Annotated in this window: 22 protein-coding genes and 2 tRNA genes; 15 read left to right on the forward strand and 9 right to left on the reverse strand. The window is 61.0% G+C overall.

Annotation, left to right across the window (positions count from 1 at the left end; all coding sequences use genetic code 11):
* Nucleotides 1-102 precede the first annotated feature (102 nt).
* Genes hisF through hisB form a run of 5 tightly spaced genes read right to left on the reverse strand, consistent with a single transcriptional unit; the run spans nucleotide 103 to nucleotide 3,189 of the window.
* The gene (gene hisF, locus FXN65_RS26275) at nucleotides 103-873 is read right to left on the reverse strand and encodes an imidazole glycerol phosphate synthase subunit HisF (RefSeq protein ID WP_077525689.1); all 771 of its coding nucleotides are present in this window, start codon (nucleotides 871-873) and stop codon (nucleotides 103-105) included.
* A 44-nt stretch (nucleotides 874-917) separates the two neighbouring features.
* Complete coding sequence (gene hisA / locus FXN65_RS26280; RefSeq protein ID WP_003453369.1) at nucleotides 918-1,655, reverse strand: 1-(5-phosphoribosyl)-5-[(5-phosphoribosylamino)methylideneamino]imidazole-4-carboxamide isomerase; 738 nt, start codon at nucleotides 1,653-1,655, stop codon at nucleotides 918-920.
* Between the two features lie 40 nt (nucleotides 1,656-1,695).
* Nucleotides 1,696-1,953 (reverse strand): DUF2164 domain-containing protein, encoded by a 258-nt coding sequence (locus tag FXN65_RS26285; protein WP_151138012.1) that lies wholly within the window; start codon nucleotides 1,951-1,953, stop codon nucleotides 1,696-1,698.
* A gap of 4 nt (nucleotides 1,954-1,957) precedes the next feature.
* The gene (gene hisH / locus FXN65_RS26290; protein WP_151138014.1) at nucleotides 1,958-2,596 is read right to left on the reverse strand and encodes an imidazole glycerol phosphate synthase subunit HisH; all 639 of its coding nucleotides are present in this window, start codon (nucleotides 2,594-2,596) and stop codon (nucleotides 1,958-1,960) included.
* Nucleotides 2,596-3,189: an imidazoleglycerol-phosphate dehydratase HisB gene (gene hisB / locus FXN65_RS26295; protein WP_044873053.1), complete on the reverse strand. Its 594-nt coding sequence runs from the start codon at nucleotides 3,187-3,189 to the stop codon at nucleotides 2,596-2,598. The genes hisH and hisB overlap by 1 nt, the downstream gene beginning before the upstream one ends.
* A 128-nt stretch (nucleotides 3,190-3,317) precedes the next feature.
* Here hisB and panM point away from each other — a divergent pair, with 128 nt between their 5' ends.
* The 13 genes from panM to FXN65_RS26360 all read left to right on the forward strand — a co-directional run bounded on the left by panM (nucleotide 3,318) and on the right by FXN65_RS26360 (nucleotide 15,159).
* Nucleotides 3,318-3,716: an aspartate 1-decarboxylase autocleavage activator PanM gene (gene panM / locus FXN65_RS26300; RefSeq protein WP_151138017.1), complete on the forward strand. Its 399-nt coding sequence runs from the start codon at nucleotides 3,318-3,320 to the stop codon at nucleotides 3,714-3,716.
* 155 nt (nucleotides 3,717-3,871) lie between these two features.
* On the forward strand, nucleotides 3,872-6,103 hold the full coding sequence (locus tag FXN65_RS26305) for an AsmA family protein (RefSeq protein WP_151138019.1): 2,232 nt from the start codon (nucleotides 3,872-3,874) through the stop codon (nucleotides 6,101-6,103).
* Nucleotides 6,100-7,167, forward strand: a complete 1,068-nt coding sequence (gene mutY, locus FXN65_RS26310) for an A/G-specific adenine glycosylase (protein WP_151138021.1) — start codon at nucleotides 6,100-6,102, stop codon at nucleotides 7,165-7,167. The genes FXN65_RS26305 and mutY overlap by 4 nt, the downstream gene beginning before the upstream one ends.
* Nucleotides 7,164-7,436 (forward strand): oxidative damage protection protein, encoded by a 273-nt coding sequence (locus FXN65_RS26315; RefSeq protein ID WP_151138023.1) that lies wholly within the window; start codon nucleotides 7,164-7,166, stop codon nucleotides 7,434-7,436. Before mutY ends, FXN65_RS26315 begins: the two co-directional genes overlap by 4 nt.
* A gap of 76 nt (nucleotides 7,437-7,512) precedes the next feature.
* Nucleotides 7,513-7,588: transfer RNA gene (locus FXN65_RS26320), tRNA-Phe, on the forward strand.
* 161 nt (nucleotides 7,589-7,749) lie between these two features.
* The gene (locus tag FXN65_RS26325) at nucleotides 7,750-8,301 is read left to right on the forward strand and encodes a heme NO-binding domain-containing protein (RefSeq protein WP_151138026.1); all 552 of its coding nucleotides are present in this window, start codon (nucleotides 7,750-7,752) and stop codon (nucleotides 8,299-8,301) included.
* Between the two features lie 6 nt (nucleotides 8,302-8,307).
* On the forward strand, nucleotides 8,308-10,269 hold the full coding sequence (locus tag FXN65_RS26330) for a putative bifunctional diguanylate cyclase/phosphodiesterase (protein WP_151138029.1): 1,962 nt from the start codon (nucleotides 8,308-8,310) through the stop codon (nucleotides 10,267-10,269).
* Between the two features lie 245 nt (nucleotides 10,270-10,514).
* Nucleotides 10,515-11,288: an ABC transporter ATP-binding protein gene (locus tag FXN65_RS26335; protein WP_151138031.1), complete on the forward strand. Its 774-nt coding sequence runs from the start codon at nucleotides 10,515-10,517 to the stop codon at nucleotides 11,286-11,288.
* Between the two features lie 19 nt (nucleotides 11,289-11,307).
* Nucleotides 11,308-12,060 carry an ABC transporter substrate-binding protein gene (locus FXN65_RS26340; protein WP_151138034.1) on the forward strand — a complete coding sequence of 251 codons (753 nt, stop codon included), beginning with the start codon at nucleotides 11,308-11,310 and terminating at the stop codon, nucleotides 12,058-12,060.
* A gap of 48 nt (nucleotides 12,061-12,108) precedes the next feature.
* On the forward strand, nucleotides 12,109-12,804 hold the full coding sequence (locus tag FXN65_RS26345; RefSeq protein ID WP_151138037.1) for an ABC transporter permease: 696 nt from the start codon (nucleotides 12,109-12,111) through the stop codon (nucleotides 12,802-12,804).
* Entirely contained in the window at nucleotides 12,801-13,490 is a 690-nt protein-coding gene (locus FXN65_RS26350; protein WP_151138039.1) for an ABC transporter permease, read from the forward strand. Before FXN65_RS26345 ends, FXN65_RS26350 begins: the two co-directional genes overlap by 4 nt.
* 84 nt (nucleotides 13,491-13,574) lie before the next feature.
* On the forward strand, nucleotides 13,575-14,789 hold the full coding sequence (locus FXN65_RS26355) for a methyltransferase (protein WP_151138042.1): 1,215 nt from the start codon (nucleotides 13,575-13,577) through the stop codon (nucleotides 14,787-14,789).
* Between the two features lie 294 nt (nucleotides 14,790-15,083).
* Nucleotides 15,084-15,159: transfer RNA gene (locus FXN65_RS26360), tRNA-Thr, on the forward strand.
* A gap of 1,252 nt (nucleotides 15,160-16,411) precedes the next feature.
* Here the strand turns inward: FXN65_RS26360 and FXN65_RS26370 are convergent.
* Complete coding sequence (locus tag FXN65_RS26370; RefSeq protein ID WP_151138047.1) at nucleotides 16,412-16,918, reverse strand: hypothetical protein; 507 nt, start codon at nucleotides 16,916-16,918, stop codon at nucleotides 16,412-16,414.
* Between the two features lie 594 nt (nucleotides 16,919-17,512).
* Between FXN65_RS26370 and FXN65_RS26375 the strand changes: the two genes are divergently transcribed.
* Nucleotides 17,513-18,259 carry a 3-deoxy-manno-octulosonate cytidylyltransferase gene (locus tag FXN65_RS26375; protein ID WP_151138049.1) on the forward strand — a complete coding sequence of 249 codons (747 nt, stop codon included), beginning with the start codon at nucleotides 17,513-17,515 and terminating at the stop codon, nucleotides 18,257-18,259.
* Entirely contained in the window at nucleotides 18,256-18,933 is a 678-nt protein-coding gene (locus FXN65_RS26380) for an HAD family hydrolase (protein ID WP_151138052.1), read from the forward strand. Before FXN65_RS26375 ends, FXN65_RS26380 begins: the two co-directional genes overlap by 4 nt.
* A gap of 10 nt (nucleotides 18,934-18,943) precedes the next feature.
* Here FXN65_RS26380 and cysC read toward each other — a convergent pair whose 3' ends face one another.
* From cysC to FXN65_RS26395, 3 genes are all read right to left on the reverse strand, one after another.
* Nucleotides 18,944-19,531, reverse strand: coding sequence for an adenylyl-sulfate kinase (gene cysC, locus FXN65_RS26385; protein WP_151138055.1), 588 nt, complete (start codon nucleotides 19,529-19,531; stop codon nucleotides 18,944-18,946).
* Between the two features lie 69 nt (nucleotides 19,532-19,600).
* A complete protein-coding gene (locus tag FXN65_RS26390) occupies nucleotides 19,601-20,929 on the reverse strand; it encodes a hypothetical protein (RefSeq protein WP_151138057.1) in 1,329 nt (442 codons plus the stop codon).
* 108 nt (nucleotides 20,930-21,037) lie between these two features.
* Entirely contained in the window at nucleotides 21,038-22,054 is a 1,017-nt protein-coding gene (locus FXN65_RS26395) for an acyltransferase family protein (RefSeq protein WP_151138060.1), read from the reverse strand.
* Between the last annotated feature and the right edge of the window lie 57 nt (nucleotides 22,055-22,111).

The raw sequence follows: 22,111 nt of genomic DNA on the forward strand, positions 1-22,111 counted from the left end.
CGCTGAGCTTAACCTCGCGGGAGCGAGGCTCGGGCATCAGCAGCCCAGGCTGCGAAGTCCGTCACGTGTGCAGCCTGGGCGAATGCTAGGCAAGATTCGTGCTCAGCGCACGAGGATTCCGCGGCTGGCGAGGTAGGCCTTGGCCTCGGGCACGGTGTATTCGCCGAAATGGAAGATGCTCGCCGCCAGAACGGCGTCGGCCTTGCCTTCGAGGATGCCGGCTGCCAGGTGCTCGAGATTGCCGACGCCACCGGAGGCGATCACCGGAATCCCGACGGTTTCGCTGATGGCGCGGGTGACGCCAAGGTCGTAGCCGCTCTTCACGCCGTCCTGGTCCATGCTGGTGAGCAGGATCTCACCGGCACCCAGGTCTTCCATCTTCTTCGCCCAGGCCACGGCGTCGAGGCCGGTGGGTTTGCGTCCGCCGTGGGTGAAAATTTCCCAGCGCGGTGTTTCCCCGGGGGCGGACACCTTCTTGGCGTCGATGGCGACCACGATGCACTGGGAACCGAAACGCGCCGCGGCCTCGCCAACGAACTCCGGCGTGAACACTGCGGCCGTATTGATCGACACCTTGTCGGCGCCGGCATTGAGCAGGTTGCGGATGTCCTGCACGGTGCGCACGCCGCCCCCCACGGTCAGCGGGATGAACACCTGGCTGGCCATGCGCTCCACGGTATGCAGTGTGGTGTCGCGGCCGTCGACGCTGGCAGTGATGTCGAGGAAGGTGATCTCGTCGGCGCCCTGCTCATCGTAGCGACGCGCGATTTCCACCGGGTCGCCGGCGTCGCGGATGTTCTCGAACTTGACGCCCTTGACCACGCGGCCGTTGTCCACGTCGAGGCAGGGGATGATGCGTTTTGCGAGAGCCATAACAGTGTCCCATAGGGTGCGCCGCGCGCACCGTTTGCCGTCGATTAACCCTTGTAGCTGTCGCAGAAGGCCTGGGCCTCGGCGACGTCCAGGGTGCCTTCATAGATGGCACGGCCGGTAATGGCGCCGATGATGCCGGGGGCCTTGGCGGCTAGCAGCTTCTCGATGTCACCGAGGTTGTGGATACCGCCGGAAGCGATCACCGGAATGCGGCTGGCGGCGGCCAGGGCGGCGGTGGCTTCGACGTTGCAGCCCTGCATCATCCCGTCCTTGGCGATGTCGGTGTAGACGATGGCGGACACGCCGTCGGCCTCGAAGCGGCGCGCCAGGTCAACTGCCTGCACGCTGCTCACTTCGGCCCAGCCGTCGGTGGCGACGAATCCGTCCTTGGCATCCAGGCCGACGATGACCTTGCCCGGAAAGGCCTTGCAGGCCTCGGTGACGAACTCGGGTTCCTTCACCGCCTTGGTGCCGATGATCACGTAGCTGACGCCGGCCTTGACGTAGTGCTCGATGGTTTCCAGCGAGCGGATGCCGCCACCGATCTGGATCGGCAGGTTCGGGTAGCGCCTGGCGATGGCGGTGACCACCTCGCCGTTCACCGGCTTGCCCTCGAAGGCGCCGTTGAGGTCCACCAGGTGCAGGCGGCGGCAACCACCTTCCACCCACTTGGCGGCCATGCTCACCGGGTCGTCGGAGAATACGGTGGAGTCTTCCATGCGGCCCTGGCGCAGACGCACGCAGGCGCCGTCCTTCAGATCGATAGCGGGGATAATCAGCATCGGTTCAACCTGTTCGAAGTCAGTGGATTCGGCTCGGCGCTCAGTCTTTCTCGAGCGCCCACAAGTCGCTCTCGATGCTTTCGAACCTGTCTTTCAGGTGCGCCTGCACATCGAAGATCGCCTTGTTGTAGAAATGCGGCGCGAATTCCCGGGCGAAGAAGTCGAGTACTTCCTCGGCCTCGAAGGAACCCAGCTCCAGCTCGAAGCGATCCGCCATGAAACGCTTGATCGCCAGCACCGCGCCCTGGGTCTGGGCGGCGTCGAGCTGCAAACTCGGAGCCTTCTTCACGCGGCTCATGGGCTTACCAGCGGCCGTCCCAGACGGCGAAGTTCTGCAGCAGCTGCAGGCCGTGGGTGTGGCTCTTTTCCGGGTGGAACTGCACGGCGAAGCGCGAACCGTCGGCCAGCGCGGCGGCGAAGTCCTTGCCGTAATGTCCGCGACCGACCACCTGCTGCGGATTGCCGGCCTCGATGTAGTAGCTGTGCACGAAGTAGAAGCGCGCCCGGTCGGGGATGTTGTGCCAGAGCGGGTGGGCAACGCTCTGCTCCACCTCGTTCCAGCCCATGTGCGGCACCTTCAGGTGCTCGCCGTCCTCCATCAGGTTCTTGCCGAAGAAGCGCACCTGGCCGGGGAACAGGCCGATGCAATCGACGCCGTCGTTCTCCTCGCTGTGCTCCAGCAGGGCCTGCATGCCCACGCAAATGCCAAGGAAGGGGCGGTCCTGGCTGACTTCGCGCACCAGGCTGTCGAAGCCCAGGCGGCGGATCTCGGCCATGCAATCGCGAATCGCACCGACGCCGGGAAACACCACGCGGTCGGCTTCACGGATCACATTGGCGTCACTGCTGACCAGGACGCGGCCGGCGCCAACGTGTTCAAGGGCCTTGGCAACCGAGTGCAGGTTGCCCATGCCGTAATCGATGACTGCAACCGTCTGCATCAGAGCACGCCCTTGGTGGAGGGCATCTGGCCGGCCATGCGCGGATCACGTTCGACGGCCATGCGCAGGGCGCGGCCGAAGGCCTTGAACACGGTTTCGATCTGGTGGTGGGTGTTGTGGCCACGCAGGTTGTCGATGTGCAGGGTCACCAGGGCGTGGTTGACGAAGCCCTGGAAGAATTCCTGGAACAGGTCGACGTCGAAGCCGCCAACCACCGCGCGGGTGAACGGCACGTGCATCTGCAGGCCCGGGCGGCCGGAGAAGTCGATGACCACGCGGGACAGGGCTTCATCCAGCGGCACGTAGGAATGGCCGTAGCGGACGATGCCCTTCTTGTCGCCAATGGCCTGGGTGAAGGCCTGGCCGAGGGTGATACCGACGTCTTCCACGGTGTGGTGATCGTCGATATGCAGATCGCCCTTGCACTCGATGTCCAGGTCGATCAGGCCATGGCGGGCGATCTGGTCGAGCATGTGCTCGAGGAAAGGTACGCCGATATCGAAGCGTGCCTTGCCAGTGCCATCCAGGTTGATCGAGACCTTGATCTGGGTTTCCAGGGTATTGCGTTCGACGGATGCCGTGCGTTCGGCCATCACCAGCTCCACAAAAGGCTCACGAAAAAGAGCGCCATTATAGGCCGCTGGCCCTGGGCGCCGCTACCGACGGCGGTCGGCGGGGATTACACTGCCGGACCCTACCGCAATGTCCTCCAGGAGCCCCCATGCCCGTGATCGTCGAGACCCTGAACAGCCCTTCCGAGCAGGATCGCGGCGACCTGGCGAAGATCTACGCCGACGCCCCGGACTGGCTGCTGCCGCCCTACGCCAATGCGGCGGAACTGGTGGCGCGCGGCCTGGCCGACGGTCTGCTGGTGGCGGGACGCTTCAACGACCGCCTGCTGGGCGCGGCCCTTGTGGTGCGCGGCGAGCAGCATTGGCAGCTGTCACACCTTTGTGTGCGCAAGGTGACCCGTCATCGTGGCGTCGGCCGCCGCCTGGTGGAGGAAGTGGCCCGCCTGGCGCGGGATGCGGGCAAGCCGCTGCACCTGGCCGCGCCGAAGGACCACCTGGAAAGCCAGGCCTTCGCCGCCCGCCTGCACCTGCCGCTGGAAAGCCGCTGAAGCGAGCGCACATCCCACGCTGAACCGACGGCGCAAATCGCCATCCAACGTTCCCAGACCCGGGAGTCGGGCCCTCGTCGCCGAACGCCATCGCTGATGGCCCGGCGCTATACTCGGCACCTTCAATTCACGCGATCCATCACAAGGACTGGCCAATGAAAGCCTTCGGCAAAATCCTGGGCCTCATCTTCCTCGGGCTGTTGCTGATCATCGTGGCGGCGGGCTTCGCCCTGACCCACCTGTTCGACCCGAACGATTACAAGGACGAGATTCAGCAACTGGCCCGCGACAAGGCCAACCTCGAACTGACCCTCAACGGTGATATCGGCTGGAGCCTGTTCCCCTGGCTCGGCCTCGAACTGCACCAGGCGACCCTGGCCAGCGCCGCCACCCCGGCAAAGCCCTTCGCCAACCTCGACATGATCGGCCTCTCGGTCCGCGTCCTGCCGCTGCTGCGCCGTGAAGTGCAGATGAGCGACATCCGCGTCGAAGGCCTCAACCTCGACCTGCAGCGCGATGACAAGGGCCGCGGCAACTGGGAAGACATCGGCCGCCCGGCCAAGGCCCCGGAAACCGCCCAGACCGGCACACCGGCCACACCGGCACCGGCTGAAGAGGCCAAGCAGGCGCCCGCCGCCGACGAACCCGCACGCCCGATCAAGCTGGATATCGACAGCCTCAACGTGCGCAATGCCCGTATCGATTACACCGACGCCAAGAGCGGCAAGCAGTTTTCCGCCGAAGGCATCGAGCTGACCACCGGCGCCATCCGCGAAGGCGCCAACATTCCGCTCAAGCTCAGCGCCTTCTTCGGCACCAACCAGCCGGTACTGCGCGCCAAGACCGACCTCACCGCCAACCTGCGCTTCGAACGCGCCCTCAAGCGCTACCAGCTGGAAGACCTCAAGCTGAACGGCGAAGCCTCGGGCGAGCCCCTGAAGGGCAAGACCCTGACCTTCAACGCCCAGGGCCAGCTGCTGGCCGACCTGGCCGCCAACGTCGCGGAGTGGAACGGTCTGAAACTCTCCGGTAACCAGCTGCGCGCGCTGGGTGAACTGAAAGTGCACAACCTGGACAAGGACCCGCGCCTGGAGGGCGGCCTGTCCATCGCCCCGCTCAACCTGCGCGAGTTCCTCACCAGCGTCGGTGTCGAACTGCCGCCCATGAGCGACGCCACCGCCCTGCAGAAGTTCGAGCTGGTCACCAAGCTCAATGGCAGCGCCAACAGCCTCGCCTTCGAAGGCCTGAACCTCAAGCTCGACGACGGCACCTTCAGCGGCCGCCTGGCCGTGGCGGATTTCGCCAGGAAGGCCGTGCGGGTCCAGCTCAAGGGCGACAAGCTCGACCTCGACCGCTATCTGCCGCCCAAGTCCAAGGCCAAGCAGGAAGCCCAGACCGCCCGCCAGGCCGAAGTGAAGCCTGCCGTGACCGCTGCGACCCAGGGCACCACGCCGCTGCCCAACGCGCCGACCCAGGCAGCCTGGAGCGAAGCCCCGGTGCTGCCGGTGGACCAGCTGCGCAAGGTCGACCTGGAAGCCACCCTGGACTTCGGCCAGCTCACGGTCGACAAGCTGCCCATGGATGACGTCAACCTCAAGGCCAATGGCAAAGCCGGCCTGCTGACCCTGGAAGACCTGCGCGGCGGGCTGTTCGGCGGTAGCTTCCAGGCCAACGCACAGATCGACGCGCGCCCGGCGGTACCGCTGCTCAAGGCGCACAAGCGCATCAACAACGTGCCAGTGGAAAAACTCCTCCAGGCCCAGGAGCAGAAGCCTCCGGTGCGCGGCCTCCTGGACATGACCGCCGATGTCACCAGCAGCGGCAACAGCCAGAAGGCCTGGGTCGACGGCCTCAACGGTACCGCCAGCTTCGCCCTCAACGATGGCGCGCTGCTCGACGCCAACCTCGAACAGCAGCTCTGCCAGGGCATCGCCACCCTCAACCGCAAGTCGCTCTCCAGCACCCGTGGCGGCAGCGAAACACCATTCCAGGAGCTCAAGGGCTCGCTCACCTTCAACAACGGCGTGGCCACCAACCCCGACATGCGCGCCAGCATTCCCGGCCTCAGCGTCAAGGGCGATGGCGCCGTCGACCTGCGCGTGCTAGGCCTGGACTACCGCCTCGGTGTGGTCATCGAAGGCGACAAGAGCGCGATGCCGGACCCGGCCTGCCAGGTCAACGAGCGCTATGTCGGCCTCGAGTGGCCGCTGCGTTGCCGCGGCCCGCTGGAGCTGGGGGCCAAGGCCTGTCGCCTGGACAAGGACGGCATGGGCAAGGTGGCCGCCAAGCTGGCCGGCGACAAGCTCAACGAGAAGATCGAGGAGAAGCTCGGCGACAAGGTCAGCCCGGAACTCAAGGATGCGCTCAAGGGGCTGTTCAAACGATGACCCCTGAACAATTCTCCGGCGCCGTACTCGACTGGTACGACAGCCATGGCCGCAAGGACCTGCCCTGGCAGCAGGGCATCACGCCCTATCGCGTCTGGGTGTCCGAAATCATGCTGCAGCAGACCCAGGTCAGCACCGTCCTGGGTTACTTCGACCGTTTCATGGACGCCCTGCCCACCGTTCACGCCCTGGCCGTCGCGCCGGAAGACGAGGTGCTGCACCTCTGGACCGGCCTCGGCTACTACACCCGCGCCCGCAACCTGCAGAAGACCGCGAAGAAAGTGGTTGCCGAGTTCGGCGGCGAATTCCCCCGCGATGTGGACAGGCTGGCGGAACTGCCGGGCATCGGACGCTCTACCGCCGGCGCCATCGCCAGCCTCTCCATGGGGCTGCGCGCGCCCATCCTCGATGGCAACGTCAAGCGCGTGCTGGCCCGCTATGTCGCCCAGGAGGGCTACCCGGGCGAGCCGAAGGTGGCGAAGCAGCTCTGGGACGTGGCCGAGCGCTTCACCCCGCAGCTCCGGGTGAACAATTACACCCAGGCGATGATGGATCTCGGCGCCACCCTCTGCACCCGCAGCAAACCCAGTTGCCTGCTGTGCCCGTTGCAGAACGGATGTCGCGCACACGCGCTGGGCCGGGAAACCGCCTACCCCGTCCCGAAGCCACGCAAGGCGCTGCCGCAGAAGCGCACCCTGATGCCGCTGCTGGCCAGCCGCGACGGCGCCATCCTGCTCTACCGCCGGCCCTCGAGCGGCCTCTGGGGCGGTCTCTGGAGCCTGCCGGAGCTGGACGACCTGAATGCCCTCGCCCCGCTTGCCAGGCAGCATTCGCTGCACCTGGGCGAGCGTCGCGAACTTCCCGGGCTGACCCACACCTTCAGCCATTTCCAGCTGGCCATCGAGCCCTGGCTGGTCGCCGTCGAAGGCAGCGCCCCCCTCGTGGCCGAGGGCGACTGGCTCTGGTATAACCTCGCCACCCCGCCGCGCTTAGGGCTAGCCGCCCCGGTGAAGAAGCTGCTCAAGCGCGCGGCTGACGTATTGAATGCAGGAGAACCGCGATGACCCGCACCGTGATGTGCCGCAAGTACAAAGAGGAACTGCCGGGCCTGGAGCGTCCGCCGTATCCGGGCGCCAAGGGCGAGGACATCTTCAACAATGTCTCGAAGAAGGCCTGGGATGAGTGGCAGGCCCACCAGACCATGCTGATCAACGAGCGTCGCCTGAACATGATGAATGGCGAGGACCGCAAGTTCCTCCAGGCCGAAATGGACAAGTTCCTCTCAGGCGAGGAGTACGCCCAGGCCGAGGGTTATGTCCCCCCTGGCGCGTAAGCGCCCGAAAAAACTAAAAATTTTTTCGGAAGGGTGTTGACGAGGTGCCGGCAAATCCGTTTAATAGCGCCCCGTTGCCCAGGTAGCTCAGTCGGTAGAGCAGGGGATTGAAAATCCCCGTGTCGGCGGTTCGATTCCGTCCCTGGGCACCACTAATACCGTCAAAGAGCCCCAGCCATGCGCTGGGGCTTTTTGTTTTCCGGCTCATCTTTCCCCTGCCGGGCACGATACCGACAGCACTGCTAACCTCACTGCGAAGCGCCTCGAGGCGACCCCGAAGAGGGTACGGCCGCAGGAAACCCCGGGGGATGGCATGAAGGGAATCGTCTTCAATCTGCTCGAAGAAGTGGTTGTCCGGCACCAGGGAGAAGATTCCTGGGACTCCCTGCTGGAACGCACCGGCCTCGACGGCGTTTACACCGCGCTCGGCAGTTATCCCGACGAGTTCATCTTCCGCCTCGTTGCGGCCGCCTCCGAATTGCTCGACATGCCTCCCTTCGAGGTGTTGCGCTGGTTCGGCCGCGAGGCGATGCCTTCTCTGGCCATCCGCTACCCGGCCTATTTCGACACTCACGACTCGACGCGCTCGTTCATCCTCAGCGTCAACCAGATCATCCATCCCGAAGTCCGCATGATCTATCCGGGGGCGGATGTCCCGACCTTCGGCTTCCGCGACGAACCCGACGGCGCACTGATGATGACCTACCGCTCTCCACGCCGCCTCTGCGCCCTCGCCCACGGGTTCATCGAGGGCGCCGCGGTGCACTTCGGCGAATCCCTGGGAGTCGATCACCTCTCCTGCATGCACAAGGGCGATGCGGAATGCCGTTGCCGCATCACTTTCCACGGCAAACGCCAGGGTTGACCGAAGATGGATGGCGGACCGCGCAACCCGGAAGCCGACAAGCTGCGCCGCCGCCTGCAGCGCGAACACCAGGCGCGCCTGGAAGCGGAGCAGATCGCCGAACGCGGCCTGCGCGAGCTCTATGAAAAGCAGCTGCAGCTGCAATTGCTGGAATCCATCGCCGACGCTGCCAACGGCGCGGCATCGGTGGCCGACGGCCTGAGCTTCACGGTATCCAGCGTCTGCCAGTACACCGGCTGGCTGATCGGCCATGCCTACTTGATAGACCACGTCGATGGCGAGGTACATTTGCGCTCGGCGAGCATCTGGCATTACGCCGACGAGCAACGCTTCCGCGACTTTCGCCAAGTGACCGAAGCCATGGAGTTCCCGCCAGGCTTGGGCCTGCCCGGCCGCGTGCTTTCCAGCGGCGCCCCGGCCTGGATTTCCGACATCAGCCAGACCCCGGAATTCTGCCGCGTCGACGCTGCCGAGCAGGCGGGGCTCAGGGCAGCAGCAGCCTTTCCCGTGCTGGTGGGCAGCGAAGTGGTGGGAGCCCTGGAATTCTTCGCCAGCAACGTGCTGGAGCCCGACGACAAGCTGCTGCACCTGATGGCGCAGATCGGCGTGCAGATGGGCCGGGTGGTGGAACGCAAGCGCGCGGAAGAGCAACTGATAGACGCCTTCCACGACCCGCTCACCGGGCTGCCCAACCGCGCCCTCTTCGCCGATCGCCTGTCCCGCGCCGTCGCCCGCTGCAACCGGCATCGCGAGGCAGCCTTCGCGGTGCTGTTCATCGACCTCGACCGTTTCAAGCTGGTCAACGACAGCCTGGGCCACCTGGCCGGCGACCTCTTGATCGTCCAGGTCGCCACTCGCCTTGGCATGTGCCTGCGTCAGACCGACACCCTGGCGCGCATGGGTGGCGATGAGTTCACCATCCTGCTGGATTGCATCGGCAACTCCGAGGCGCCAGCGAGCGTCGCCGAGCGCCTGCTGAATGCGCTGGAACCGCCCTTCCTGGTCAATGGCGAACAGCTCTACATCAGCGCCAGCATCGGTATCGCCTCGAGCGATCTGGGTTACGAGTCGGCCGAAGAGATCCTGCGCCACGCGGACCTCGCGATGTACCGCGCCAAGACCCTCGGCAAGCACCGCTTCGAGCTGTTCGACCACAGCATGCATGACCTGGCAGTGGGTCGCCTGAACCTGGAAACCCGGCTGCGCAATGCGCTGCAGAACGGCGAGTTCGTGCTCCATTACCAACCCATCATGCATCTGGCCAGCGGCCGGCTCGCCGGCGTCGAGGCACTGGTACGCTGGCAGAAGCCGAGCGGCGAGCTGGTCTACCCGGGAGACTTCATCCAGGTCGCCGAGGACACCGGCCTGATCCTGCCACTCGGTCTGTGGGTGCTGCGCGAAGCCTGCCGCAGCATGGCGTGCTGGCACGAGGAATATCCCGGTCCCGCCCCGCTGACGGTGAGCATCAATCTTTCCGCCCGGCAGTTCGCCCAGCACGACCTGGTTTCACAGGTGGGCGCCATCATCGTCGAAACCGGCATCGCTCCGGCTTGCGTACGCCTGGAGATCACCGAGAGCGTCTCCATGGCCGACTCCGAACGAACCATCGCAGTACTCCAGCAACTGCACGACCTGGGCGTGCGCATCAGCCTCGATGACTTCGGCACCGGCTACTCCTCCTTGAGCTACCTGCACCGCTTCCGCCTGGACGTCCTGAAAGTCGACCGCTCCTTCGTGACCCAGCTCGACCAGTGCCCGGAAGGCCTGCAGATCGTCCAGACCATCCTCAGCCTGGCGCGCAACCTGGGTATCGAGGCGGTCGCCGAGGGGGTCGAGACGGAGCGGCACCTGCAGATCCTCCAGTCCCTGGACTGCGATTTCGGCCAGGGCTACTACTTCGCCCGGCCGCTGCCCGCTTCCGCCTTAATCGCGCTGTTAAAGGATGGCCAACACCTGAACACGAATTAAGCAATTGATTCCAAAGAAAAAAATAGAAAAAGCGGTGCAAAACCGCGGCATTCGGGCATTCCAGCCCGACTCAGGGCCTTTTTAGCTACCGCGACAAGCAACTGCAGCGATGCGACAACCGCGCCCGCAGGGCCATTTCAGGGCTCTCCGTCGGCTTTCGCCGGGCAAGGGGCTATGCTAGGTTGGCCGTCGCCAGGAAGGCCGCCCCACCGCCAGAGTGCCCCCGAACAATAAGAGGACCCCCCATGGCCCAAGCCACGCCAGCGCTTGAAATCCGTAATCTGCACAAACGCTACGGCGATCTAGAAGTGCTCAAGGGCATCTCCCTCACCGCCAACGACGGTGACGTGATCTCCATCCTGGGGTCGTCCGGCTCCGGCAAGTCCACCTTCCTGCGCTGCATCAACCTGCTGGAGAACCCGCACGAGGGCCAGATCCTGGTCGCAGGCGAAGAGCTCAAGCTCAAGCAGAGCCGCACCGGTGAACTGGTTGCCGCCGACAACAAGCAGATCAATCGCATGCGCAGCGAGATCGGCTTCGTATTCCAGAACTTCAACCTCTGGCCGCACATGACCGTGCTCGACAACATCATCGAAGCGCCGCGCCGCGTGCTCGGCCAGAGCAAGGCCGAAGCCACCGAAATCGCCGAGGCCCTGCTGGCCAAGGTCGGCATCGCCGACAAGCGCCACGTCTATCCGACCCAGCTTTCCGGCGGCCAGCAGCAACGTGCGGCCATCGCCCGCACCCTGGCCATGCAGCCGAAGGTGATCCTGTTCGACGAGCCCACCTCGGCGCTGGACCCGGAAATGGTACAAGAAGTGCTTAACGTGATCCGCGCGCTGGCCGAGGAAGGCCGCACCATGCTGCTGGTCACCCATGAAATGAACTTCGCCCGGAACGTCTCCAGCGAAGTGGTTTTCCTTCACCAAGGGTTGGTAGAAGAACAGGGACCGCCAGCGCAGGTATTTGACAACCCGCAGTCGGCGCGCTGTAAACAATTCATGTCCAGCAATCGCTAAAACACGGAGCAAGAGCGCAATGAAGAACTACAAGAAGATTCTGCTGGCCGCGGCCGCCACACTCGCTTTCGGCACCAGCGCCGTTGCCGCCGACAAGCTGAAGATCGGCACCGAAGGCGCCTACCCGCCCTTCAACCTGATCGATGCCAGCGGCCAGGCCGGCGGCTTCGACGTGGAAATCGGCCAGGCCCTCTGCGCCAAGATGAAAGTCGAGTGCGAAGTGGTGACCTCCGACTGGGACGGCATCATCCCCGCCCTGAACGCCAAGAAGTTCGACTTCCTCGTCGCCTCCATGTCCATCACCGAAGAGCGCAAGCAGGCCGTCGATTTCACCGACCCCTACTACACCAACAAGCTGCAGTACATCGCTCCGAAAAGCAGCGACTTCAAGACCGACAAGGACAGCCTGAAAGGCAAGGTGATCGGCGCCCAGCGCGCGACCATCGCCGGCACCTGGCTGGAAGACAACATGAAAGACGTTGTCGACATCAAGCTCTACGACACCCAGGAAAACGCCTACCTCGACCTGGCTTCCGGCCGCCTCGACGGCGTACTGGCTGACAAGTTCGTGAACTGGGAATGGCTGAAGAGCGACGCCGGCAAGGACTTCGAGTTCAAGGGCGACCCGGTATTCGACAACGACAAGATCGCCATTGCCGTGCGCAAGGGTGACCCGCTGCGCGAGAAGCTGAACACCGCGCTGAAGGAAATCGTTGCCGACGGCACCTACAAGAAGATCAACGACAAGTACTTCCCCTTCAGCATCTACTGACCTGTCCGTCCGGTGCCGCCCCTGCGCGGCACCGGCGCCTGAACTCCCATGACCCTAGACCTTCACGGATTCGGCCCGGCCCTGGCCGCGGGCACCCTCATGACCATCAAGCTGGCGCTGTCCGCGCTGGTATTGGGTCTGGTGCTCGGTCTGCTCGGCGCCCTGGCCAGGACTTCTTCCATCAAGCCGCTGCAGTGGCTGGGTGGCACCTATTCCACCATCGTGCGTGGCGTTCCCGAGCTGCTCTGGGTTCTGCTGATCTACTTCGGCACGGTCAACCTGATGCGCAGCCTGGGCGAGTCGCTCGGCTACCCCGCGCTGGAACTGAACGCCTTCGCCGCCGGCACCATCGCCCTTGGCCTGTGCTTCGGCTCCTATGCCACCGAGGTCTTCCGCGGCGCCATCCTGGCCATCCCCAAGGGACACCGCGAAGCGGGCATGGCCCTTGGCCTGTCCAGCGGGCGCATTCTCTGGCGGGTGATCCTGCCGCAGATGTGGCGCATCGCCCTGCCGGGCCTCGGCAACCTGTTCATGATCCTGATGAAGGACACGGCGCTGGTTTCCGTGATCGGCCTTGAGGAAATCATGCGCCGTTCGCAGATCGCCGTGACCGCCAGCAAGGAGCCCTTCACCTTCTACATGGTGGCCGCCTTCATCTACCTGGGCCTGACCATCCTCGCGATGATCGGCATGCATTGGCTTGAGAAGCGCGCAGGCCGCGGCTTCAAGCGGAGCGCAGCATGAACTGGGAAGTCATCGTCAAATACCTGCCGCAACTGGCCCAGGGCGCCATCCTCACCCTGGAGCTGGTGGCCATCGCAGTGATCGCCGGCCTGATCCTGGCGCTCCCAATGGGCATCGCCCGCGCATCGCGCCACTGGTACGTACGTGCCCTGCCCTACGGCTACATCTTCTTCTTCCGTGGCACGCCGCTGCTGGTGCAACTGTTCCTGGTCTACTACGGCCTGGCGCAGTTCGACGCGGTGCGCAAAGGTCCGCTCTGGCCCTATCTGCGCGACCCATTCTGGTGCGCCGTGATCACCATGACCATGCACACCGCGGCCTATATCGCCGAGATCCTGCGCGGGGCCATCCAGGCCGTTCCGCCGGGCGAGATCGAAGCGGCGCGGGCCCTGGGCATGTCGCGCTTCCAGGCACTGGTCTACATCATCCTGCCGCGCGCGGCGCGCATCGGCCTGCCGGCCTACAGCAACGAAGTGATCCTGATGATCAAGGCCAGCGCGCTGGCCAGTACCGTAACCCTGCTGGAACTCACCGGCATGGCCCGTACGATCATCGCCCGCACCTACCTGCCGGTGGAAATCTTCTTCGCCGCAGGCCTGTTCTATCTGCTGATCGCCTATGTACTGGTTCGGGCCTTCCGCCTGCTGGAACACAAGTTGCGGGTAGACGCCCTGCAGGGCCGCTGAGCCCGCTACCGCTCCTCGTCCCCGGATGAGGGGCGGAGGTGGCGGCGCTATAATCGCCGCCCCTGATTCCCACCGCCTCGCCACATGACCAGCCCTGCGCCCCTCCAAGGCCCGCTCCTGCGGGAACGCTTCGCCGCCCTGGACGATTTCCTGCGCGCGCATCAGGACATCTGGCGCCCGACACCCTTTACCGAGCTGGAACTCCCCTGGGAGCGCGAGCACGCCGAACTGGCCGCCAGGTTGCGCGGCCGCAGCCTGGCGGAGGCGGACGCCATCCACAACCACCCGGAACGACTGCAGGCCCCGGCACCTTATCCACAGCTTGCGGCGCAATCTTCCAGGCTCAGCCAGATTGAAGAACTGCCCTCCACGCGGACGGATGCAATTCCCAACGCATTCACGGTGGATGTTCCCGGACGCAAGTGGCAGCAGATCGACGCCTTCGCCAGCCGCCTCGGCTTTCGCCAGGCGCCCGCCCACTGGCTGGACTGGTGCTCCGGCAAGGGACATCTGGGACGCCGCCTGGCCCACGACGGCACGCCACTGACCTGCATCGAACTCGATCCGCAACTGGTCGCCAGCGGCCAGCAACTCAGCCAGCGCCTGGGCCTCACGGCGCAGCACCGCGAACAGGATGCCCTGGCGGATGACGCCGGTCTCCACCTCACCGCCGAACACACGGCGGTGGCCCTGCACGCCTGTGGCGACCTCCACGTGCGCCTGATGCAACTGGCCAGTGCCGCCGGCTGCCGCCAGCTGGCAGTGGCGCCCTGCTGCTACAACCGCATCCGGACCCCGGACTACCAACCGCTTTCCGCAATAGCCAGGCGCTCCACGCTGCACCTCAACCAGACGGACCTGCGCCTGCCGCTCAGCGAGACCGTCACGGCCGGCGCCCGCGTTCGCCGCCAGCGCGACCAATCCATGGCACGACGACTGGCCTTTGACCTCCTGCAGAGAGAACTGACCGGCAAGGACCAGTACTTGCCCATTCCCTCCCTCGCCACCAGCTGGCTGGACAAGCCATTCCCCGATTACTGCCGCGATCTCTGCACCCTCAAGGGGCTATCCGTCCCGGCGAATCGCGACTGGCAGGCACTGGAAGCAGCGGGCTGGCAACGCCTCGCCGTGGTGCGCAACCTGGAACTCCCCCGCAGCCTGTTCCGCCGCCCCCTGGAGCTCTGGCTGCTACTGGACCGCGCCCTGTTCCTCGAAGAACAGGGCTACCAGGTGACGCTCGGCAGCTTCTGCCCGCCTCAGCTCACACCACGCAACGTCCTGCTCCTGGCCGAGCGCTGAACTTACCCACAAAACCTGTGGATAACTTTGTTGATGAAATCTGGGCAAACGCCCGGAAAGCCTTGCTGTACGCACCATTCAGGGACTGCTCATTTTTTGCGCGACAAATGAAAAGCCAAGGAATACAGGAGGTTGCGAAATTCTGAGACCCAGCGCACAAATTCTCAGGCAGGAGGAGACGGGACGAAGCACCTTTGTGCATAAACCCCGCCACGCTGATTCCGGAAGCTGCACCGACAAGCATCGAAGAGGTTTACTCGCCACACTCAATCGCTATAATGGCGACCCCTCCTGGCCGGTATAGCTCAGCTGGTAGAGCAACTGACTTGTAATCAGTAGGTCCCGGGTTCGATTCCTGGTGCCGGCACCATCCACTTCTAGATATCATGACGCGCAGACAGGCAGCCGCCGCTGCAGGAAGGCTGCGTAGCGAACAAAGCGGGGATTTGGCAAACGAATGCCCCGCCTCTCCTGACTTGATCGATTGTTCGGCAGCACGTAGCAAGCTGGACCGATTTTCCCTTCAGCTCCCACTTGCCCGCTCGACCACCACGGATCAAGGTCTGCCTCATACGCGAACACAGGCATTGCCGGGCTTTCCGCTTCTTGCCAGCCCGGCGCAGGCACTTACATATTGCCTATCAATGTCCCACCCGCAGCGCCGCCGATCGCCTTGAACAACGCCTCTTGGCCATCGTCCCTGTAAAAGAGTTGCTCGAAGGACGTGGTCCAATTGTCTACATGCTCCGTTCCGACCTTTTTCGGAACGACCAGCTCGGAGAAACCCTCGACCCTCAGCAGCGCTCGAACCGCGCTCAGTGCCTGACTACGGGTAACCGCGATTTCCTCTCCAAGATGGAAGGCAACGTCATATTCGCATTCATCTCGATTGGCACGACTCTTACCGTTACCGCCACCACATCTGTGTGGATGAACGTCCGATAGACTCCATATAGCGCCGCTTTGCGTAGCTCGCGCCGCACATTCTCGGGGCTCTCTCCAGCCACAACTGTTGGCGAAATCTGGAACTGCAAGGGTGAGTCGATATCAGTTCGAAACTGCCGTTTTCGGTAGAATAGTCGACAAAGTCATCGATCATCTCGGGCGCTGTCTTGAACTGCAGCGGCAGTGCATTCGCGACTGATGAAGGCTTCACGATCTTACGATCCGTCGAATCGCTGCAGCCAACCATGTTGAAAAATGAGGTGCTGATCAGCACCAACGACATTCCCTTGCGCATTCCTGCTGGTCAATTGCGGCGAGGTGATAGACCTGCCGCCAGTCGGTTGTGTTCAACCTATTTCTGGCCAATCAACTTTCATGTTGCATATGCCGCGCAGCAGAGCAATGAAGCAACGCGGAGGGGAGACAGCTGCCAGACTTGCCGCTGACGGATTAGTGCGATCCATCGAGTTGTCGATTGGAAGGTGAGGGAAATGACGCTTGCGGGAGAAACCGCCTCAGCATCGGCGGACGACCAGCGCAATTATCGAATCAGCGCATCGACGCCAGGCTATCGCGCGCGCCCCTGAAACGAATGGGCAGCCCCCCCCTCAACCAACTGGAGCCCAAGGGTTGAGATGAGTTGCCGCCGAGATGCGTGAATCAAACTCAAGCGTTGATTAGCTGCTGCTCTTCGCCGCCTCGTGCTCCCGCTCGACCTCGCCCGAGAGCGTGAGCAGGCAGGTGTTGGAATTGCAGGAGCCGCTCAGCTTGAAGCCTTGGTTCAGTTTCTTGAGGCGGAAAACTTCCCCGTTGAGAGCCGCGTCGACTTCGGCGCCATCGGCGCCAGACATGGCGGCAAGCGCGCGTCGCGCGAGCTCCTGACCAGCTTTAGCCTGGCTGGCCAACTCCCCTTCGGCCTTGTGCCAGGAAATATTGGTGCGGCCGCAACTGAACTCCAGCGTCATGCCAACGGTGTCGCGAGAAAACTTGTAGCGACTAATGGCGCAAGCCTCTCCCTGCTTGACGATACGCTTCACCACGGTGGCTCCCACCGCGGATACTACGCTGGCTTCGGTTAGAGACGGCGCGGCAGTACCGACCTTGGTCGAAGCTGACTCATCGTTACAACCTTGCAAACTAAACATGGTGCCTGCAACAAGCACCGCCATTAGTTCCTTTTTCATACCCTTCCTCTGATAGTTGGACCAACAGCCGGCAGATCGTCCTGCCAGAAAAATCTGAAAAACTAGGTAAAATGAAGTCCCATAACAGCCGGACCATACACTGCCTTCGCGCTCAAAAGCCCTGCGCGCCCGACTTTAGAGAACGGAACGCCCCCTTAAAATAGCGAAAGGAGCGCGCACTCATCTTTCGAGCACGAAACACTTGGCGAGAACCTTTGGGTGTAGCAGGGGCCCATCCTTACCAAGAATATCTGACGAAACTAACAGCCCTTCCAGCTGCGTTACCTTGGGCAGTCGTGCGCTTCAAATATGGCGCCTATTAAAGCACAACCGCACACCTCCGATAAACCAAGCCCTTCTTCAATGGGCCAACAGCATTCAGGAATGCATACATGAGCACCGAAAGCGTATGCACTAATCAAGTCCACAGGTCCGAATAATTCGTCTTCCGACGAAAGGTGCCGTAGAACATTGCCACTACTTATACGGAGATTCAGAGCATACGCCGATCATTGCGCCGCCCTGTGGCCACTGTAGCCACACAGACAGGGGCCGGTGTACCATGATCAGCTTGCTACGACGGAGAGCTTCAAGTTGAAGAAAGAGCACAATTTCAGCGTAATTATTCCGGCACGGTATGAATCCAGTCGACTTCCCGGAAAGCCACTTATAGAGATATGCGGCATCCCGATGATCATAAGGACCTATGATCAGTGTGCCAAGGCCTGCCCTCAGGAAAAGATTTTTGTCGCAACTGACGACGATAGAATCAAGGATGTCTGCGAGGCACATGGCATACAGGTCCTGATGACATCAAAAGACTGTCTAACTGGTACCGATCGGGTAGCCGAATGCGCAAGATTGATTGACTCTGAAGTGTTCATCAATGTCCAGGGAGACGAGCCCCTCTTCAATCCGCAAGACCTAATATCAATTATCGAAAAGATCAATGATTTCCCGGGTGATGTGCTCAACGGTTTCTGCCCCATACTGGAAGAAGAGCACTTTCGCAGTACCAGTACACCGAAAGTTGTAATCCGTCCTGATGGGCGGCTGCTCTATATGTCCCGCGCGACAATTCCCGGAACGAAAGACGACAGATTCATTGCTGGCCATCGCCAAGTGTGCGTTTATGCCTTCCCCCGAAAAGCACTCGAGGCTTTCAGCTCGCAAACGAAAAAGACGCCACTGGAAAGCATAGAGGACATCGAAATTCTTCGCTTCCTGGAACTTGGCTGGGAAGTAAGGATGATCGAATTGTCCACCAGCTCAATCGCCGTGGACAATCCCGAGGACGTGCTGCGCGCTGAAGCTGCAATTCAGGAAGGTAAGCTCCCATGAATGCCACTCTGAGAAATTACGAGTGCCTGGTCTTCGACTGCGACGGGGTCATATTGGACTCCAATCGGATAAAGACCGATGCCTTCTACAGAGCGGCGCTGGACTATGGAAAAGCCCCAGCCACCAAGCTTGTGGAATTCCACGTGGCAAATGGCGGTATTTCTCGCTATCGGAAATTTGAGTACTTCTTCCGTGACATCCTGAACAGAACATCGTGGGACAACGAACTCGACGTCGTCCTCGAAAACTACGCAAACTTTGTCCGCGATGGACTCCTGACCTGCTCCATCGCGCCCGGCCTCGAAAAGCTGCGCGAGATCACTGCCGATAGCCGCTGGCTAATTGTTTCGGGCGGCGATCAGGTAGAGCTGCGAGAAGTCTTCATGGCCCGCGGTCTGACGGAATACTTCGACGGCGGCATCTTTGGCAGCCCAACGCCAAAAGACGTCATACTGGAAAGAGAAATCGAACGGCAAAACATTCAGAAGCCGGCGTTGTTCATTGGGGACAGCCGCTTCGATCATCAGTGCGCCACGGCGGCTGGGCTAGACTTTGTGTTCCTCAGCGCGTGGAGCGAGTTCAATGAGTGGCCGGCATATTTCAGCGACAAGAAAATTGTCATTCAGGCCAGTATCGAGTCGTTTCTCAACACGCAAATCGCCGGCCAGGTATAGAAACCTCGAATCAGGAACTCTTGATAAGCCCGTAAAGCCGCTCGACTGCATCATCAATATGCGCGTCAAGTGTATTGATGATCAGATCTGGCGAAGAAGGAGACTCGTAGGGCGAAGATATCCCGGTGAACTCGGCAAGCTCTCCCGCCCTTGCTTTTCCATAGAGCCCTTTCGGATCCCTGGCCTCGCAGGCCTCGAGCGGAGTGCTGACGTACACTTCCTTGAAGAACTCCGCTCCAATGATCTCTTTTGCCATGAGCCGATCAGCACGCAATGGCGAGATCAACGCAACCACCACTATCAGCCCTGCCTCGTTCATCAACCGAGCAACTTCGGCCACCCTTCTGATATTTTCGGAGCGGTCCTGAATGGAAAACCCCAAATTCCTGTTCAGACCGTGGCGGACATTGTCACCGTCTAGTGTGAAGCATGCCCTTCCAGCCGAAAGCAATCGACGCTCCAAAGCGAATGCCAGTGTCGACTTGCCGGATGCGCTCAAACCAGTCAACCAAATCGTGACGCCGACCTGCTGCAATAATCCTTCTCGCTCTTGGCGGGTCACATTACCCTGATGCCAAACGATGCCTTTCTGAATCATATCTGCCCCTCAGGTTTATCCATGCATGAGGCATGGCAGCAACCCACAGGGACGATGCCTTGGATTACTTTACCCATAGTGTCTCACCCTTTCGACGATGAACTCGCACAGATCCTCCATATCAATCCGGCATGGAACATTCTGGTCGATTGCAATGAGGTAATTCTCGAATAGAGAGCCAATGTATGCATGCCCGTTGGTAATGCGTTCCGGGAAATTGTCACGGCAGAGCGCAGCCCGTAGCATGGCAGACACATCCTGCGTCGCTCGACACTCATAGGCAACACCTCGCTGGCTCAGTTCGGTGAAGCCCAGCGTGACCAGCGGCTTGTCGCTGGCCAGTACCCTGGCCAAGGCAGTAGTCGCAAGAGAAACGCAAACGTCCGCACTCTCTATCAGGAAATTAATGTTTACATCTTTGGCAAGATGGACGTTCCCTGTGACTAGGTCAGTATAATTTCCACGATCGGATGGATGAGGCTTGAAAAGCAATATGTCATTGGGGGCGACCACGTTCATCGCGTCTATGACTGACTTCAATCCCGCACGTGTCGATGAGAAAGGATTGTCACTCTCTTGCCAACGCCCAAAAGAAGAGAGAAGACTGCCAGTCCCAAGATCATTGACCCCGATAAAGAGAATCACTCTTTTTTTCGTACTTTCCAGCATTTCCCGGAGTTCTGACAGCGCAGCAACGTTATACGATGCGTAAGGTAGCGCTGTGTTTGATCTAACCCACTCCGAATAGTGGCGATATGATCCGCCTTGCCCTTGCGACTTACCGAACAACACCCGTTGAGGCTGTAGCCCAAAGCCGCCGAAAGCAAACTGGCCAACCGTATCCAGCATTAGCGTTCCGGAGAAGTGCCCCCTTTCGAGTACTAGCACCGGGATCGATAGCTCGCCACATAGTTTCAAATGCAACTGACTCAGTGGCGCCGTGCTTCCCCAAACCAACATTAGCGCCGGCCGGCTTTCTCTCAGCACTTCAAGCCAATAGTGATAACCATCGCTCATCGCCTCTCTATGCCGCTGCAGATCAGGCAACGGCCTGCCGGAAGACATGAGCCAGAACCGTTCATAGCTCAATATCCCCGAAAGCCATTGAGCCACATTGTCCGGGACAGGTGAGTCATAGCGCCGTGGAGAGCTGACAAAGAACCCTGAGCGAATGATATCCAGGCGTAAAGAACTCACAAGAACGGGGGCGTCTGTAACAAAGGTCAGCCGAATTCCTTTACTCGCGAGACTCCGCTCCAGTTGAACAAGTGCACCATGGACAGACTCAGTCGATTTCAACCAGCAGGATATGAAGATACGTGAATGCCTGTTCTTCCACTGACGCGCTCGCCAGCGCTGAAAGAAGCTCCTGCGCAAACGACCGAACAGGCTCCTCATCACAGACGAAACCTTGCGCAGGCCCCTCATTAAAACGCTAGTCATGCAGCTCGAATCTGCAACAAAAATATGACGCCTTGAGAATCACGTTGAGTATTTTCCTGCACTTCAGCCCTTGCTCCGCTTGAGCATCGGCTTCTCGACGAACAACCAGGACGCAATCGCGAGGACAAGAGTGAACAACGCCGAAAGCGCCATTTCGGAATAAAGCCCGTAGCGGAAATTATTTATCACCAGTTGCTGCACAGGGAAGGCGTAAATATAAACCCCGTATGAAACATCGAACCGCCCGGCAATCAGATTTTCAGAGAAGGATGTGCAAAAGACGATCACAATGGCACAGATCGCCATATTACCAAGAACCATCATTTCCGGCCGACCTTTAAAAACAAAGAGAACAGCTAGAGAAGCGAGTATCAAATAGATCCTGCTAGCCTTACCCGTCCAAATGGATTCGGTAAGCGCAAGCAAACCGCCCAAGGAAAACACTAGGAGGAACATCATGAGCCTTTCGAGGGAAATCGCATAAAATGTATAGCTTATGGAGCTCTCCCGAACGACCAGCATACCTACGAAGCTGACCACAAAAAGAGCGAGAGGTGCCTTTACAGTTCTGGAAAAAACAAGTGCCACCCCAACAATCAGGTAGCACAGAAACTCGATTGGCAAAGTCCAGAGACTGCCATTTATCGTACCGCTATAGATAAAATCAGAAAAAATACCCGCATACCTTATGCCCAGCAGCATGGAGGCAGAAAGGAAGGTTTTCCAGGTCCTTTCTTCGCTGAGATAATCGAAATAGCCCAGCTCCACATAAAAAGGTATGACAACGAATACGACTACCGCAGAGCAGGCAATCAAGCCGGGGAATATCCTTCTCGCCCGCTTCTCCAGATAATCATAGAAGTTGGCCGAGCGGACGAAGCTCTTGGTGACCAGATAGCCAGATATCGAAAAGAAAATTACAACTGCCAGTCCACCCAGCGAATGCATCCCTATGAAAGAAGGTTCTGTCATTCCCGACAATGCAAAGTGATGGCTAAACAGCACCATAAACGCCGCAAAATGCCGGACCAGATCAAAGCAGTTCCTGTGGGTTGGCGAGCTGCCGTTCGAAGTTATCATTATTTCAAATAGGCTCTGAGATAAAAAGGCCCGAGGGTGGTAGCCCCCGAGCCTATC

Origin of the sequence: Pseudomonas lalkuanensis (assembly GCF_008807375.1) — a bacterium.
Taxonomy (GTDB): domain Bacteria; phylum Pseudomonadota; class Gammaproteobacteria; order Pseudomonadales; family Pseudomonadaceae; genus Metapseudomonas; species Metapseudomonas lalkuanensis.

Bases quoted from the DNA above. Each gene is read 5' to 3' on its own strand.
- FXN65_RS26345 (WP_151138037.1), top strand. From the start codon at position 12,109: ATGACCCTAGACCTTCACGGATTCGGCCCGGCCCTGGCCGCGGGCACC.
- FXN65_RS26330 (WP_151138029.1), top strand. From the start codon at position 8,308: ATGGATGGCGGACCGCGCAACCCGGAAGCCGACAAGCTGCGCCGCCGC.
- FXN65_RS26380 (WP_151138052.1), top strand. From the start codon at position 18,256: ATGAATGCCACTCTGAGAAATTACGAGTGCCTGGTCTTCGACTGCGAC.
- FXN65_RS26340 (WP_151138034.1), top strand. From the start codon at position 11,308: ATGAAGAACTACAAGAAGATTCTGCTGGCCGCGGCCGCCACACTCGCT.
- FXN65_RS26390 (WP_151138057.1), bottom strand. From the start codon at position 20,929: ATGAGGAGCCTGTTCGGTCGTTTGCGCAGGAGCTTCTTTCAGCGCTGG.
- FXN65_RS26370 (WP_151138047.1), bottom strand. From the start codon at position 16,918: ATGAAAAAGGAACTAATGGCGGTGCTTGTTGCAGGCACCATGTTTAGT.
- hisF (WP_077525689.1), bottom strand. From the start codon at position 873: ATGGCTCTCGCAAAACGCATCATCCCCTGCCTCGACGTGGACAACGGC.
- FXN65_RS26325 (WP_151138026.1), top strand. From the start codon at position 7,750: ATGAAGGGAATCGTCTTCAATCTGCTCGAAGAAGTGGTTGTCCGGCAC.
- hisH (WP_151138014.1), bottom strand. From the start codon at position 2,596: ATGCAGACGGTTGCAGTCATCGATTACGGCATGGGCAACCTGCACTCG.
- FXN65_RS26335 (WP_151138031.1), top strand. From the start codon at position 10,515: ATGGCCCAAGCCACGCCAGCGCTTGAAATCCGTAATCTGCACAAACGC.
- FXN65_RS26305 (WP_151138019.1), top strand. From the start codon at position 3,872: ATGAAAGCCTTCGGCAAAATCCTGGGCCTCATCTTCCTCGGGCTGTTG.
- FXN65_RS26350 (WP_151138039.1), top strand. From the start codon at position 12,801: ATGAACTGGGAAGTCATCGTCAAATACCTGCCGCAACTGGCCCAGGGC.
- panM (WP_151138017.1), top strand. From the start codon at position 3,318: ATGCCCGTGATCGTCGAGACCCTGAACAGCCCTTCCGAGCAGGATCGC.
- FXN65_RS26285 (WP_151138012.1), bottom strand. From the start codon at position 1,953: ATGAGCCGCGTGAAGAAGGCTCCGAGTTTGCAGCTCGACGCCGCCCAG.
- FXN65_RS26315 (WP_151138023.1), top strand. From the start codon at position 7,164: ATGACCCGCACCGTGATGTGCCGCAAGTACAAAGAGGAACTGCCGGGC.
- mutY (WP_151138021.1), top strand. From the start codon at position 6,100: ATGACCCCTGAACAATTCTCCGGCGCCGTACTCGACTGGTACGACAGC.
- hisA (WP_003453369.1), bottom strand. From the start codon at position 1,655: ATGCTGATTATCCCCGCTATCGATCTGAAGGACGGCGCCTGCGTGCGT.
- FXN65_RS26355 (WP_151138042.1), top strand. From the start codon at position 13,575: ATGACCAGCCCTGCGCCCCTCCAAGGCCCGCTCCTGCGGGAACGCTTC.
- hisB (WP_044873053.1), bottom strand. From the start codon at position 3,189: ATGGCCGAACGCACGGCATCCGTCGAACGCAATACCCTGGAAACCCAG.
- FXN65_RS26395 (WP_151138060.1), bottom strand. From the start codon at position 22,054: ATGATAACTTCGAACGGCAGCTCGCCAACCCACAGGAACTGCTTTGAT.
- cysC (WP_151138055.1), bottom strand. From the start codon at position 19,531: ATGATTCAGAAAGGCATCGTTTGGCATCAGGGTAATGTGACCCGCCAA.